Below are 14,248 nucleotides of genomic sequence, written 5' to 3' on the forward strand. Positions count from 1 at the left end.
CTAGGAGCTTGCCGTTTTCGGGTAGGCGCCGCGGAATATCTGGAGCACGCGATTGTGGGTCGTGCTGGATTGCACGTCGGTGCGCCACATGATGCCGACGTTGCGATGGGCGTCAGGCACGGGCAGGGGCAGGATGGACAGCACGCCCAGGGCCGCGAAGTACTGCGCCATTTCCAGCGGCAGCAGGCCGAAGATGTCGCGGTTCTGCAAGACCCCCACGATGGTCATCATGGACACCGATTCGATGATGCGCCGCGGAATGTTGATTTGGTGGTTTGCCAGGATGCTGATGATCAATTCGCGGGTAAGCGCCCCTTGCGGCGGCAGGATCATGGGAAGGCCCTGCAGGTCGCTCCAGTCGACCGAATCCTTCCGGGCCAGCGGGTGCCCGCAGCGGACGGAGATGACGAAGGGGTCTTCGTAAAACACTTCGTAGCTGAATTCGGCCCCCAGCGGCCGATTGGGCAACACCCCCACGAGGAAGTCGATGGAACCGGCGCGCAGCGCGGGCAGCAGGCTTTCCATTGTGCCTTCCTGCACGGACACGGCGACGTCCTGGGTCTGTGATTCCAGCAGTTCGATGAGCTGCGGCCCGAGCTTCAGCGCGGCGGCCGGCATGACCCCCAGCGATACCCGTATGACCGGCACTTCGCTGATGTCGCGCAGATCGGACTGGACCATGTTGAGGCGCGCCAGGATATCGTGGGCGTGGCGAATAAGGCATACCCCGTGTTCCGTGGGCGCCAGCCCGGCGGGCGTGCGTTCGAAAATCCGCAGGCCCATGCCCGACTCGAGCGACGACAGCATTTTGGAGACTGCCGGCTGGGTCAGCGAAAGCGCCGCCGCCACCCTGCTGACGCTGCGCATCTCGTCCAGCGCGACGAGCAATTGCAGATGCCTGAGCTTGAGGTTTGCGCGGATATACCAATCGGATCTGGACATGGTGACGGTGCCCCAGGGTAATCATGGATATGAGCTAAATGTTATGTGAAACGCCTTTAAATTTCAATTGACCTTATGTCAGGCCAATGTCTACCATGTCTCACGTCGTTAAAAAGACAAGACGAAATGGCGCAACCGCCATCCATAACTACGCGAGACAAAAGGACCTAATCATGATTACTCGTCGCATCGTGGCGCGCAGTGCCGCCGCCATGGCTGTTTTGGCAATCACCGCGTCCGCCCAGGCCGCCGACTGGTTCCCGCAACCCGTGAACCTGACCACGGCGGACGGCAAGACCACGCAAGTCGAATATCAGGCGCAAACCAAGAAGGCCAGCCGCAACTGGAAAATTTGCGTTTCCTACCCCCATATGAAGGACCCGTTCTTCCTGGCGTCCGATTACGGTGCCGTCGAAGAGGCCAAACGCCTGGGAGTGAGCGTACAGGTCCTGGACGCGGGCGGCTATACGCAATTGAGCAATCAAATCTCGCAGATCGAGGATTGCGTCGCCGGCGGCGCCAATGCGGTGGTGATGGTGGCCATTGCGGCGGATGGCATGGATAACCTGTTGCGCAGCCTCAAGGAAAAGAATATTGTCGTCGTCGACGCCATCAATGGCGTAACGTCCAAAGACGTATCGGCCCGCGTGCTGACCAATCCTCACGACGAGGCGATGCGCGCAGGCCAGTACCTGGCGAAGAAGCATCCCAAGGGCACGCCCACCGTTCATGTGGGCTGGCTGCCGGGGCCTGCCGGCGCGGGTTTCGTCGAGGCCTTCAACGCAGGGTTCCACGAAGGAATCAAGGACAGCGCGGTGGTTGTCGACGAGACCAAGTATGGCGACGTGGGCAAAGAGGTGCAGGGCCGCCTGGTGGAGGACATGCTTCAAACTCACAAGGACCTGGACTACGTGGTGGGAACGGCCGTCATGGTCGAGGCCGCCATTCCCTTGCTGCGGGCGCAAAAGCTGGATAAAAAGGTAAAGCTGGTTTCCGTATACCTGACCCCGGGTGTGTACCAGGCCTTGAAGAGCAACCGGATCGAGGCGGCGGGTGTCGCGCCCGTGGTGCTGACCTCGCGCATGCAGATCGACACCGCCGTGCGCATACTCGAAGAGGGCAAGAACCGCGAGCCCGTGACCACGGTCAATACGCTGGGCAAGGTGTATACGCCCGCCACGGTCAAGGAAATCGATCCTCTTGAAGTCCTGGCTCCTCCCAGCTTCAAGCCGATCTTCAGCTTCAACGGCGCCAAGTAGCCGCGTTGCGGGAGATTGCGCAAATGAATGCCGCCGATCTGCATCCCGCGCCCGAGGCTTTGCTGAGGGTGCGGGGCTTGACCAAGCATTATGGGACGAACGTCGCGCTCAACCGGGTCGACCTCGACATCCTGCCGGGCCGGGTGCATGTGCTCTTCGGCGAGAACGGCTCGGGGAAATCGACGTTCATCTCCATGCTGGCGGGCGCCAACCAGCCCACCAAAGGCCGGGTTGAAATAGGCGGCCATGCCGGCGCCTTCCGCAGCGTGGCCGACGCCAGGTCGCACGGCATCCGCGCGGTATTTCAGGAGTTCTCGCTCGTTCCGCAGCTGACCGTCGCCGAGAACATCGTGCTCGGCGAGGAGCCGGCCTCCACGCTGGGGGTGCTTTCCAAGGCCGAGGCCACCCAGTCCGCCCGGGCGCTGATTTCCGACCTGGGCTTCGACCTGGCGCCGGGCGATCATGTCTGTACATTGGCCCGGGGCAAGCAGCAAATGGTGGAGATCTGCAAGGCGCTGCGCCGCCCGCCCGCCGTGCTGATCCTGGACGAGCCCACCGCCTCCTTGTCCGAGCATGACGCCAAGGCGCTGTTCGCGCTGGTCCGGCGCCTGCGGGACGACGGCTGCGCCATCATCTACATTACGCACCGCATGCACGAAATCCCCTTGCTGGGCGATGAGGTGTCGGTGTTGCGGGACGGGAACCTCATTGCCACGGTTCCGGCGGACACTCCCGAGAGCGAGCTGATTCAATTGATGACGGGCAGGGCATTGTCCGACATCTACCCGGAACTGCCAGAGCCCACAGGAGACAGCCGCCTGACGCTGCGCAATCTCAGCCTTGCGCCGGAGCTGGGCGTGACGACGGTAACGGACATCAATCTGGAAGTCCGGGCCGGCGAAATCGTCGGTGTGGCCGGCCTGGTCGGCTGCGGCAAGAGCGAGCTGGGGCAAGCCTGTTTCGGCCTGCGCAAAGTCAAGGCGGGCGAGATCCGCCTGGATGGCGAGCCCGTGCGTTTCTCGCACCCGGCGCATGCCATTGCCAAGGGACTTTGGTACAGCCCTTCCGATCGCAAGAACGATGGCCTGGCGATGGGCCGTTCGGCTCGGGAGAACATGAGCTTGTCGGGTCTTGCCTGGGGGCGCATTGCGGGCCGGTGGCTCAAGCCCCGCCAGGAGAACCAGTTGCTTGGCGAATTGTCCCGCAGCGTCATGTTTCCGCAAGCCAGGCTGGGCGAGTCCGTCAGCAACTTTTCGGGTGGCAACCAGCAAAAAGTATTGCTCGCCAAGGGCCTGGCCCAGAATATCGGCGTGTATGTCTTCGACGAGCCCACCGTGGGCGTCGACGTGGGCGCCCGCCCGGCCATTTACCAATATATGGCGAATCTGCTCAAGGCCGGCGCCGCAATCTTGCTGGTGTCGTCGGATCTATCCGAGCTGTTCGGCTTGTCTCATCGTGTTTTGGTCATGAATGGCGGGCGCATCGTCGATGAGTTTCAACGCGGTGATTACGAAGAACATCGCGTTCTGGAAAAATTTTTTTAGTGAGACTTCTTATGGCTACCTCGGACATTTCCAAGCCCCTGGCGGCAGTCCAGATTCCCGACCGTCAGGGCAGGCTCAGGCCTGCGGTCAAGTTCCTGCTTTATTACCGCCAGGCGCTGGTGCTGCCGGTGCTGTTCGTCGCCGCGCTGATCCTGTTTTCGCTGGGGGCGCCGGGATTCCTCAGCGCCGACAACCTTACCAACGTTGCGCGCCAATCCGTTTACCTGATGATTGTTTCGCTGGGGCAACTGGTGGTGCTGATCGTCGGAGGACTGGACCTTTCAGTGGGCGTCATTGCCGCGCTGGTGTCGGTGGTGGGGGCGATGGTCATGGCCGGCACGTTCGCCGCCATGCCTGACTACCCATGGCTTGCCATTGGCCTGGGCATCCTGGCTGGCGCCGCGATCGGAGCTTGCGTCGGCCTCATCAACGGCGTGGGCTCGGCCATCATGCGCATCCCGCCGTTCATGATGACGCTGGGCATGTCCTCGGTCGTGTTCGGCGTGGCGCTTTTCATCGGCGGCGGCGTGCCCGTCTACGGCATTCCGACCCAGTTCGGCGAGACATTCGGCTTTGGCGAGATTGCGGGCATTCCCATCCCCACCCTGGTGACCATTGCCTTGATCGTGTGCGTTTACTTCCTGCTGGAGTGGACGCGCTTTGGCCGCCACCTGTACGCGGTGGGCGGAAACCTGCGCGCCGCCCAGCTTTCGGGGGTTCGTTGCGAACGGGTGATCATCCTGGCCTTCGTCATTGCCGGCGTATTCGCCGCCATCACGGGATTGCTGTTGACGGCGCGCCTGGACACCGGTGAGTCGAATATAGGCTCGAGCCTGCCGCTGGAATCGATTGCCGCCTGCGTCATCGCCGGCGTCAGCCTGGCGGGGGGCGTGGGCCGCACATTCAACGTCGTGCTGGGAACGGTACTGATCATGCTGGTGCAGAACGGCTTGAACCTCATGCAGGTCGGCGCCTATGCTTCGACGATGGCGATCGGCGCGATCCTGATCTTTGCGATGGCGCTTTCCAGAAAATGAATCTTGTTTATGACTACTGGCTTGCCGGGCGCAAGAACGGCGCGGCCAACCTACAAATATCTTAGGAGACTGAATCCATGAATAGCCCTGAAGTGATTTCCGGCGTAAAGAATGTGCCCTTTACCGGCAAGGAGTACCTGGACAGCCTGGATGACGGCCGCGAGGTCTGGATCTACGGGAAGCGGGTCGAAAAAATCACCGAGCACCCCGCATTCCGCAATTCCGCCCGCATGGTGGCGCGCATCTACGATGCGCTGCACGACGAGTCGAAGCGCGACATCCTGACGACGGCCAACGACTCGGGTGGTTTTACCCATCGCTTTTTCCGCGCGCCGCATACCGTTGCGGAGCAAGTGGCGCAGCGCGACGCGATCGCCGAAATACAGCGCGTGTCTTATGGATGGATGGGGCGTTCGCCCGATTACAAGGGCTCCTTCCTGGGGACGCTGGGCGCCAATTCGGCGTTCTACCGGGGCTACGAGCAAAATGCGTTGCGCTGGTACAAAAAGGCCCAGGAGCGCACCTGGTACATCAATCACGCCATCATGAATCCGCCGGTCGACCGCAACAAGCCCAGCGCCGATACCTCCGACGTGTTCATCCGCGTCGTCAAGGAAACCGACGCGGGCATTTACGTGAGCGGCGCCAAGGTCGTGGCGACGGCTTCTGCGCTTACGCACTATACGTTTGTCGCCCACGCAGGGCAGGTGCCCATCAAGGATCCGCGGTTCGCGCCGGTATTCATGGTGCCCACCGGGGCGCCCGGGGTCAAGATGATCTCGCGCATTTCCAATGAATACCGCGCGGCCGTGCTGGGCAGCCCCTTCGACTACCCGCTTTCCAGCCGCCTGGACGAGAACGACGCCATCCTGGTTCTGGACAATGTGTTCGTCCCTTGGGAAGACGTGTTCATGCATGGCGATGTCGATCAGGCCAACCGCTTTGCACCCGACTCCGGCTTCAACAGCCGGGCCTCCATGCATGGCTGCACCCGCCTGGCCGTGAAGCTGGATTTCATTTGCGGCTTGTTGTGCAAGGCCCTGGAAATCACCGGCAGCGTTTCCTTCCATGGTGTTCAGTCGCGCCTGGGCGAGGTGCTTGCCTGGCGCAACTCCATGTGGGCCATGTCGGACGCCATGGCGAAAAGCGATATTGCCTGGAACGGCATGGTGCAGCCCGATGCGCGGTTTGCGACCGCCTACCGCGTACTGTCGCAAATTGCATTCCCTGCGATCAAGAACATCATCGAGACCAGCGTCGCCAGCGGCCTCATTTACCTGAACTCGCACGCCGACGACTTCAAGGCGCCGGAAATCCGCGGCTATCTCGACCAATACGTGCGCGGCACCGGAGACATCGACGCGGTGGAGCGCGTCAAGACCATGAAGCTGCTTTGGGACACCATCGGCACCGAATTCGGCGCCCGCCACGAGCTGTACGAAATCAATTACCTGGGTTCCAACGACGTCACCCGCATGGCGAACCTGTTCGATGCGCAAGGCAGCGGCGACATGGCCAACATGAAGAGCTTCGTCGAGACCTGCATGAACGAATACGATCTGGACGGCTGGACGGTGCCGGATCTGGTCAATCCGGACGACGTGAGCGTCCTGCGCCGTTAAGCGCGAGTCCCATGGATCACATGTTTGCGGAGCAATCAATGACTAAAGCACAAGGGATCGCCTATGTGGTTTACCAGGCCACCGACCTGGATCTCATGGAGTCCTTCATGCGGGATTTCGGCCTGGTCACGGCCAGGAAGGAACCCGACGTTCTTTACATGCGTGGCGCGGACACGGCGCCATACCTGCACGTCACCCGACTGGGCGCCGACAATCGCTTCCTGGGAGGCGGCCTGCTGGTCGGCTCGCGCGCCGAGCTCGATGCCCTGGCCGGGCTGGAAGGGTCATCGCCGGTGGAGGCCATCGATGCCCCAGGCGGCGGCTGGAGAGTGCGCATGACTACGCCCGACGGCGTCGCCATCGACGCCGTATGGGGCCAGGAGGCCGCCAGCCCCTTGCCCGTCCGGGATCCCCATCCCTTCAACAGCGGCAGGGACAAGCAGCGCCATAACCAGTCGCTGCGGCCCAAGCGCGAGCCGGGCCTGGTGCTGCGCCTGGGGCACTTCGTCCTGCGAGTCAGCAATCACGACGAATCCGTCGCCTGGTTCCAGAAGCGTTTCCAGTTGCTGCCCTCCGACTATATGTGCATTCCGGGTGACGAGAGCACGGTGATCGGCACGTTCCTGCGCTGCGACAAGGGTCCGGAGCTGGTCGACCACCACTCCATGCTCATCGTCCAAGCGGAGGAAACCGGCGTGCATCACTGCTCGTTCGAGCTGCAGGATCTGGATGCAGTCATGGGAGCGCACGATTACCTGGCCTCGCGGGGCTATCGCCTCGATGTCGGTGTCGGCCGCCACCTGATCGGCAGCCAGATATTCGATTACTGGCGGGATCCCTTCGGCTTCCGGGTCGAGCACTACACCGACGGCGATGCCGTCGATCGGGAGTTCCAGCCCGGCAAGTTCGCAGGGCGCGCCGACGAGACCACCCAGTGGGGGATGGATCCCACGCCGGAGTTTTTCGAGTAGCGGGCCGCGTCGCGAAGATGACGTGCACGCCGCTTCCACGGGACTGGAATCGGGTGGCAGCGGCGGCGGGTTTTTCAAGGAGAATGGAATGCGAACATCGGATATCGGAATCAACGTGGACAGGGGCGGCGATGCGCCCGGCTTCGACGCGCGGGATTTTCGCAATGCCATGGGCCAGTTCGCCACGGGGGTCGTGGTGATCGCCACGAGCATCGACGGCCATACGCACGGCATGACGGCCAATGCATTCATGTCGGGCTCGCTGGAGCCTCCCCTGATCATCGTGTCGGTGGCCTGCAATGCGCGGATGCACTCCAAGATAGCGCAGGGAGGCCGCTTCGGAGTCAGCATGCTCAGCGAGCACCAGGAATGGTGCAGCAACCATTTTGCCGGCAAGCCGGCCGAGGGGCGGCAACCCGAGTTCGAATCGCTGAGCGGCGCGCCTGTCCTGGCGCAGGCCAAGGTCAAGATCGCCGCCGAGCTGCGGCATGTCTATGCCTGCGGCGATCACACTTTGTTCGTGGGCGAGGTCAAGAGCCTCGAGCATCGATCGCGCGACGAGGGCCCACTGCTGTTTCACGGCGGCCGCTATGCCAGGCTGGCCGGGTCTGATTCCATGGCCATGGGCGGCGCCACGCAAGCTTGAAGAGAATGGAAATTTGCCGTGAAGAATTCATTTGCACATATCGGTCGAAAAGGCGGGCGCCATGAAATCTGAACCCCTGGCCGCCGTATCGCAAGGCATCGGGGCTTCCATGCCGCGCCTGGAGGATCCACGCCTGCTGACCGGGCAAGGCGCTTATGCCGACGACTTCAACCTTCCCGACCAGGCGCGCGGCTATGTGCTGCGTTCGCCCGTGGCCCATGCGCTGATACGCGATATCGATGTCGCCCCTGCACTCGACGTGCCCGGTGTGTACGCGGTGCTGACGGCCGAGGACTACAAGGCCGACGGCCTTGGCGAGATGCCCTGCGTGAGCATTCCGCCGTCCATAACGGGCAAGACGTATCACCGCACGCCATTTCCGCCTTTGTCCGATGGCCGGGTGCTGGCGATCGGTTCGGGCGTGGCATTCATTGTTGCGCAGACCCTGGAAATCGCCATGGACGCCGCCGAGCGCATCAAGGTCGACTACGAGGTGCTGCCGGCCGCGCCCACGGTAGCCGCCGCCATTGCCGACGGCGCGCCGCTGGTATGGCCGGACGCCGCCGGCAACCGTTGCTTCCAGCACGAGCTTGGCGATGCGGCGAAGACCGATGCCGCGTTTGCGCGTGCCGAGCACGTCGTCAAGGCGCGCATCGTCAATCAGCGCATGGCGGGCAATCCGCTGGAGCCCCGCACCTATTTGGGCAGTTATCACGAAGCCAACCAGCAATACCAATTGCGAACCTCGACGTCCAATCCGCACCGCATCCGGCTGCTGCTTGCCGAGCACATATTCCGGGTGCCCGCGCATCGGGTGCATGTCGTGGCGGGCGATGTGGGCGGAGGGTTCGGCACCAAGGGAGGGCTGTATCCCGAGGAAATCCTGGTGCTGTGGGCGGCGCGGCGCGTCGGCCGGCCGGTCAAGTGGGTCTGCGACCGCAGCGAGGCCTTTCTTTCCGACTTCAACGGCCGCGATCAGATCGCCGATGCCCAGCTGGCCCTGCTCAAGGACGGCACGGTGCTGGGAATGCGCGTTATCCTGAATCACGACCTGGGCTGCCAGCTCGGGCCGTCCACCGCCCATCCACCTCTGGTCGGAGCCCGCATGCTTTCAGGCGTGTATGCCTTTCCCGCCATGCATGTGGAAATCAACGGCATATTCACGCATAGCCGTACGCTCACCACGTATCGGGGCGCGGGCCGTCCCGAATCCACGATGGTGGTAGAGCGGATGCTGGACATCGCGGCCGCGGAACTGGGCCTGGATCCCGTGGAAATCCGCCGGCGCAACTTCATCCGGCCCGACCAGATGCCTTATCGCACGGCCATCAACGAGACCTACGATTGCGGCGAGTTCGAAGCCGTCATGGATGCGGCGCTCGAACTGGATCAGTGGAACGGTTTCGAGGCGCGCAAGAAGCAAAGCGAAGAAAAAGGGCTGCTGCGGGGCCGTGGCCTGTCCGTCTATATCGAAGTGTGCGCCACCATCAGCGACCGCATGGAAGTCCGGTTCGACGCCACTGGCGGCGTGACGATATTGGCAGGCACGTTTTCCTACGGGCAGGGGCATGAAACCAGTTTTTCGCAGATGGTGCACGAGTGGCTGGCTGTGCCGATAGACCGTATCCGCTACGTTCAGGGGGATACCGACAAGGTCGCCAATGGCCGGGGCAGTTTCGGCTCGCGCAGCATGACCGTGGGCGGTTCGGCGCTGTTGGCCGCCTGCCGGCAGATCATTGCGCGGGGACGCAGCGTTGCGGCCATTCTGCTCGATTGCCAGGAGGACGACCTGGATTTCGAGGGCGGCGTCTACAGGCATCGCGACGGCAAGATGGTCACCCTGGACCGCGTGGCGCGGGCCACCTATGCCTGGGGGGCTCCCAAGCCTCTGCCCGCCGAATTATGGAACGGGCTTGAAGGCAGGGGGTATTTTTCGGCCAATCCCCAAAACTATCCCAACGGGTGCTACATCGCCGAGGTCGAGGTCGACCCCGACACGGGCATGGTCGCGCTGGACACTGTGGTGGCGGTCGACGATGTAGGCAATGTCGTCAACCCGCTGTTGCTGGAAGGCCAGATCCACGGCGGCATCGCCCAGGCGGCTGGCCAGGCCCTGAAAGAGCAGGTTGTGCATGCGGACGATGGCCAGCTCATTACTGGATCCTTCACCGACTACGCCATGCCGAAGGCCAAGGATTTTCCACGCTTCATCACCGCGTTGCGCCCGGTGCCCACCAAGACCAATCCGCTGGGCGTCAAGGGCGGCGCGGAAACCGGTACGGTCGGGCTGCCGCCCGCCATCGTTTCCGCCGTGATCGATGCGTTGCACCCATATGGCGTGCGGCATCTGGACATGCCGCTGACCCCCCTGAAGGTCTGGCAGGCCATTGCCCAGAGCGGGAACGCCGGGCAAGGCTCTCATGGCGACGCTGCGCCGCAAGACAAGAATTGAAAATGGAGACTGTTTAAATGAACCTTACTGGAGAGCAAAGCCTGCCCTTGGCGCGAGAGCGTGTCTGGACGGCGCTGATGGATCCGGAAACCCTGAAGGCGGCGATACCGGGCTGCGAGTCGGTCGTGGATCAGGGCGATGGCAGCTACAAGGCGGTGGTCGTGGCTGCCATCGGGCCGGTGAAGGCCCGATTCTCCGGAAAACTGAGATTCCAGGATGTGCAGGCTCCCGCCCGCTACACGCTGGATTTCGAGGGCGACGGCGGGGTGGCGGGTTTCGCCAAGGGAAGCGCCGAGGTCGAACTGGCCGAGCTCTCGGAGCAAAGCACCAATCTGACTTACAAGGCGCAGGCCAAGATAGGCGGGCGCCTGGCTCAAATCGGTTCGCGGCTGATCGATGCAACCGCCGCCCGCATGGCCACCCAGTTTTTCGATCGGCTGACCCAGCGCCTGACCGCTCCGGCCGAGCCGCGGGCGGAGGCGCCGACCGGTGCGCAGGCGGGAGCCACGCCCGCGGTTGCCCCGGTGGCGGCCCGCGAGGCGGCCGAGCAGGCTCCGGCCGGCGGCGGTCGCGCCATGGTTACCGTGCAGATGCCGGCCTGGACCTGGGCGTTTACCGTAACGGTGATCGCGCTATTGGCCGCCTATCTGGCAACGCGATAGGGAGGGTGTGTTGATGTCCCGTTCCATAGTTACCATCACCGTCAATGGCATCGTGCATTCGCATGAAGTCGAGGCCAGGACGCTGCTTGTGCATTACCTGCGCGAGCACTGCTCGCAAAAAGGCGCGCACGTGGGTTGCGACACGACGCAATGCGGCTGCTGCACCGTTCACCTGGATGGCCGTAGCGTGAAGTCCTGCACGGTGCTGGCCGTCATGGCCGATGGCCGCGAAGTGACGACCATAGAAGGCCTGGGCACCGCGGCCCATATGCATCCCCTGCAGGAGGCTTTTCGCGAGCATCACGCCCTGCAGTGCGGCTACTGCACGCCCGGCATGGTGATGCAGGGCGTCGATATCCTGCGGCGCGGCTGCGCGGGCGACGAGGCGACGATACGTCACGAGCTCGAGGGAAACCTGTGCCGCTGCACGGGCTATCAGAACATCGTCGATGCGATTCATTCGTGTGCCGACGCCGTCCCGTCCCAGATACCCATCGGCGAGGCCTGAACATGTACGACTTCAGCTATGTACGTCCGGGCAGCATCGACGAGGCAGCGAAAATCCTGCTTGGCGACCCCAATGCCCGTCCGCTGTCGGGCGGGCAGACCTTGATTCCCACCTTGAAGCAACGATTGGCAAGCCCCACCGTGCTGGTCGATCTGCAGGGCATACCCGAGTTGTACGGCATCGAGGCGGGCAGCACGCATATTGTGGTCGGCGCCATGACGCGGCATGCGGAAGTGGCGGCGCATGCGGGCATCAAAAAAGCCATTCCCGCGCTGGCGTTCCTGGCCGGTGGCATTGCCGATTCGCAGGTTCGCCACATGGGCACCATGGGCGGTTCCGTGTCCAACAACGATCCCGCCGCCGACTATCCTGCGGCGGTGCTGGGGCTTGGCGCCGAGCTGCGCACCAATCGCCGCACCATTGCCGCCGACGATTTCTTCACCGGCCTGTTCAGCACCGCGCTGGAGGCCGGCGAGCTGCTGATGCAGATACGCTTCCCGATCCCGTTGCAGGCGGGCTATTGCAAGATACCCAATCCGGCTTCGGGCTTCGTGGTGGCCGGCTGCTTCATTGCCCGGACGGAGCCGGGCGGGGTGAGGGTGGCGGTCAACGGGGCGGGACCCTGCGTGTTCCGCCAGCGCGAGTTCGAACGCCGGCTGGGCCTGGAGTTCGGGCCAGCGGCGCTGACCGATTGCGCGCAGTCGCCGGAGGGGCTCAATTCCGACATCCATGCCAGCGCATCCTATCGGGCCAGCCTGGTGGGCGTCGCGGCCAAGCGCGCCCTGGCGTTCGCGCTTGGGACATCGGCGAGAACCTGACGTTTTTCCATTGCCTGGGAGTTTGAGGGGTATTCAATGAAGCTTATGTCGTTTTTTGTTCAGCATCGCGCCACCTTCGGTCTGGTCGAGGGCGAGCGGATTTTCGATCTTGGGGTGCGGCTGCGGGACAATTGCCCTGATCTGCTGTTCGCTCTGAGGGGCGGTTGGCTGGATCGTTTCGAAGGCCTTGTGGCGGGTGCTCCGGCCGATTACCGGGTCGACGAGGTCACGTTCCTGCCGGTCATCCCGAATCCGCCGCGCATTTTCTGCGCCGGGCTCAATTACAAGGCGCACCGGGTCGAGGGGAACCGCCCGGACACCGCCGTCCCCGTGGTTTTCACCCGCGTGGCGGAGTCCCAGACGGGGCACGGACGGCCCCTGGTGTGTCCCATCGAGTCGGATCAATTCGATTTCGAGGGCGAGATCGCCATCGTCATCGGCAAAGGCGGGCGCCGTATTCCGCAAGACCAGGCCTATTCCCATATTGCGGGCATGTCTTGCTACAACGACGGCTCGGTGCGCGATTGGCAACTGGCCACGTCGCAATGGGCGCCTGGCAAGAATTTCCCGGCCACCGGAGCCTTCGGCCCATGGATGGTCACCGCGGACGAGTTGCCGCCCGCGGTCCCGACCAGCCTGGTCACACGCCTGAACGGCGTCGAGATGCAACGCACCACCACTGACATGCTGACGTTCTCGATGCCCGAGCTGATCAGCCATATCTCGACCTTTACCACGCTGGAGCCGGGCGACGTGATCGTCACGGGAACGCCGGGCGGAGTGGGGCTGCGGCGCGATCCGCCTTTGTTCATGAAGCATGGCGACACGGTCGAGGTCGAGGTGCAGGGCATTGGCGTCTTGCGCAATCCGGTAATGAAGGAGACGGCCCGATAGGCCCGGCATTGGAATTTCAAGCCCGGGCGGATCGTTCAGGCCCGAGCCGCCGATCTTCCCGCGATTTCATCGCTAACTATGTAATGACTACTATGAACTCGATAAACATCAGTGTGCAAAACCTGGCCGGGGCGGATGACGCTTCCAAGGTCGATGGTCTTTCCCCGCAAACCCGGCAGGCGCTCATGTTGGCCAGTACGGCCAATATCGCGAATGCCTTGCTCAAGCGAGGCTTTCGCAATACGTGCATGCTGGGGCTGTCGCCGTTGTCGCCGGACCAGCCCCGCATGGTCGGTCCGGCCTATACCTTGCGGTTCATTCCCGCCCGCGAGGACATAGACAGCCTGACGAACTATGGCAGCCTTGAGAATAAGCACCGCGTCGCCATGGAGGAATGCCCGGCAGGCAGCGTGCTGGTCATCGATGCGTTCGGCAATACGCGCGTTTCGTCCATGGGCGACATGATGGCCAGCCGACTGAAGAAGCGCGGTGTCGCCGGCGTGGTCACGGATGGCGGCTATCGCGATACCAGCGGCATAAAAGGCACGGGGCTGCCGGCCTATCAACGGCAGGGGGCTTCGCCAGCGACGCCCATCGCGATGCATGCGCTCGAGCTGAACAAGCCGGTCGGCTGCGCCGGCGTGGCCATTTATCCCGGCGACATCATCGTGGGCGATGCCGATGGCGTGGTGGTGATTCCGCGCCATTTGGTCGACGAGGTGGCCGAGGAGGCCGGGGCCGCCGAGGAGTACGAAGTCTTCGCCGCCCTGCATATTGAAAATGGCCGGTCGCTCATGGAAATGTTCCCCGCCACGCCCGAAAGCCTCAAGGAATACGAGCGCTGGGTGAAGGCGGGGCGCCCGTCATTGGCGGAGTTCGTGGAATGACGGCCG

The 14,248-nt window shown here is 63.1% G+C and carries 13 protein-coding genes; 12 read left to right on the plus strand and 1 reads right to left on the minus strand.

Annotated features, from left to right (window positions below; genetic code table 11):
* Positions 1–942 (minus strand): LysR substrate-binding domain-containing protein, encoded by a 942-nt coding sequence (locus tag VNT00_RS03910; protein WP_325584725.1) that lies wholly within the window; start codon positions 940–942, stop codon positions 1–3.
* Positions 943–1,115: 173 nt separating this feature from the next.
* On the opposite strand from VNT00_RS03910, the gene torT reads away from it, so the two are divergent.
* The 12 genes from torT to VNT00_RS03970 all read left to right on the plus strand — a co-directional run bounded on the left by torT (position 1,116) and on the right by VNT00_RS03970 (position 14,242).
* Complete coding sequence (gene torT, locus VNT00_RS03915; protein ID WP_325584727.1) at positions 1,116–2,201, plus strand: TMAO reductase system periplasmic protein TorT; 1,086 nt, start codon at positions 1,116–1,118, stop codon at positions 2,199–2,201.
* Positions 2,202–2,224: 23 nt separating this feature from the next.
* The gene (locus VNT00_RS03920; protein WP_325584729.1) at positions 2,225–3,745 is read left to right on the plus strand and encodes a sugar ABC transporter ATP-binding protein; all 1,521 of its coding nucleotides are present in this window, start codon (positions 2,225–2,227) and stop codon (positions 3,743–3,745) included.
* Positions 3,746–3,756: 11 nt separating this feature from the next.
* A complete protein-coding gene (locus VNT00_RS03925; RefSeq protein ID WP_325584731.1) occupies positions 3,757–4,782 on the plus strand; it encodes an ABC transporter permease in 1,026 nt (341 codons plus the stop codon).
* 77 nt (positions 4,783–4,859) lie between these two features.
* Entirely contained in the window at positions 4,860–6,404 is a 1,545-nt protein-coding gene (locus tag VNT00_RS03930; protein WP_325584733.1) for a 4-hydroxyphenylacetate 3-hydroxylase N-terminal domain-containing protein, read from the plus strand.
* 38 nt (positions 6,405–6,442) lie between these two features.
* Positions 6,443–7,375 (plus strand): VOC family protein, encoded by a 933-nt coding sequence (locus VNT00_RS03935; RefSeq protein ID WP_325584735.1) that lies wholly within the window; start codon positions 6,443–6,445, stop codon positions 7,373–7,375.
* A gap of 88 nt (positions 7,376–7,463) precedes the next feature.
* Positions 7,464–8,021, plus strand: coding sequence for a flavin reductase family protein (locus VNT00_RS03940; RefSeq protein WP_325584737.1), 558 nt, complete (start codon positions 7,464–7,466; stop codon positions 8,019–8,021).
* Between the two features lie 61 nt (positions 8,022–8,082).
* Positions 8,083–10,473, plus strand: coding sequence for a xanthine dehydrogenase family protein molybdopterin-binding subunit (locus tag VNT00_RS03945; protein WP_325584739.1), 2,391 nt, complete (start codon positions 8,083–8,085; stop codon positions 10,471–10,473).
* 17 nt (positions 10,474–10,490) lie between these two features.
* A complete protein-coding gene (locus VNT00_RS03950) occupies positions 10,491–11,135 on the plus strand; it encodes an SRPBCC family protein (protein ID WP_325584741.1) in 645 nt (214 codons plus the stop codon).
* 13 nt (positions 11,136–11,148) lie between these two features.
* A complete protein-coding gene (locus VNT00_RS03955; protein WP_325584743.1) occupies positions 11,149–11,643 on the plus strand; it encodes a (2Fe-2S)-binding protein in 495 nt (164 codons plus the stop codon).
* Positions 11,644–11,645: 2 nt separating this feature from the next.
* Complete coding sequence (locus tag VNT00_RS03960; RefSeq protein WP_325584745.1) at positions 11,646–12,461, plus strand: FAD binding domain-containing protein; 816 nt, start codon at positions 11,646–11,648, stop codon at positions 12,459–12,461.
* A gap of 36 nt (positions 12,462–12,497) precedes the next feature.
* Positions 12,498–13,355, plus strand: a complete 858-nt coding sequence (locus VNT00_RS03965; protein ID WP_325584747.1) for a fumarylacetoacetate hydrolase family protein — start codon at positions 12,498–12,500, stop codon at positions 13,353–13,355.
* 83 nt (positions 13,356–13,438) lie between these two features.
* Positions 13,439–14,242 carry a ribonuclease activity regulator RraA gene (locus VNT00_RS03970; RefSeq protein ID WP_325584749.1) on the plus strand — a complete coding sequence of 268 codons (804 nt, stop codon included), beginning with the start codon at positions 13,439–13,441 and terminating at the stop codon, positions 14,240–14,242.
* Positions 14,243–14,248: the final 6 nt, after the last annotated feature.

This window comes from Eoetvoesiella sp., from assembly GCF_035555955.1.
GTDB lineage: Bacteria > Pseudomonadota > Gammaproteobacteria > Burkholderiales > Burkholderiaceae_B > Eoetvoesia.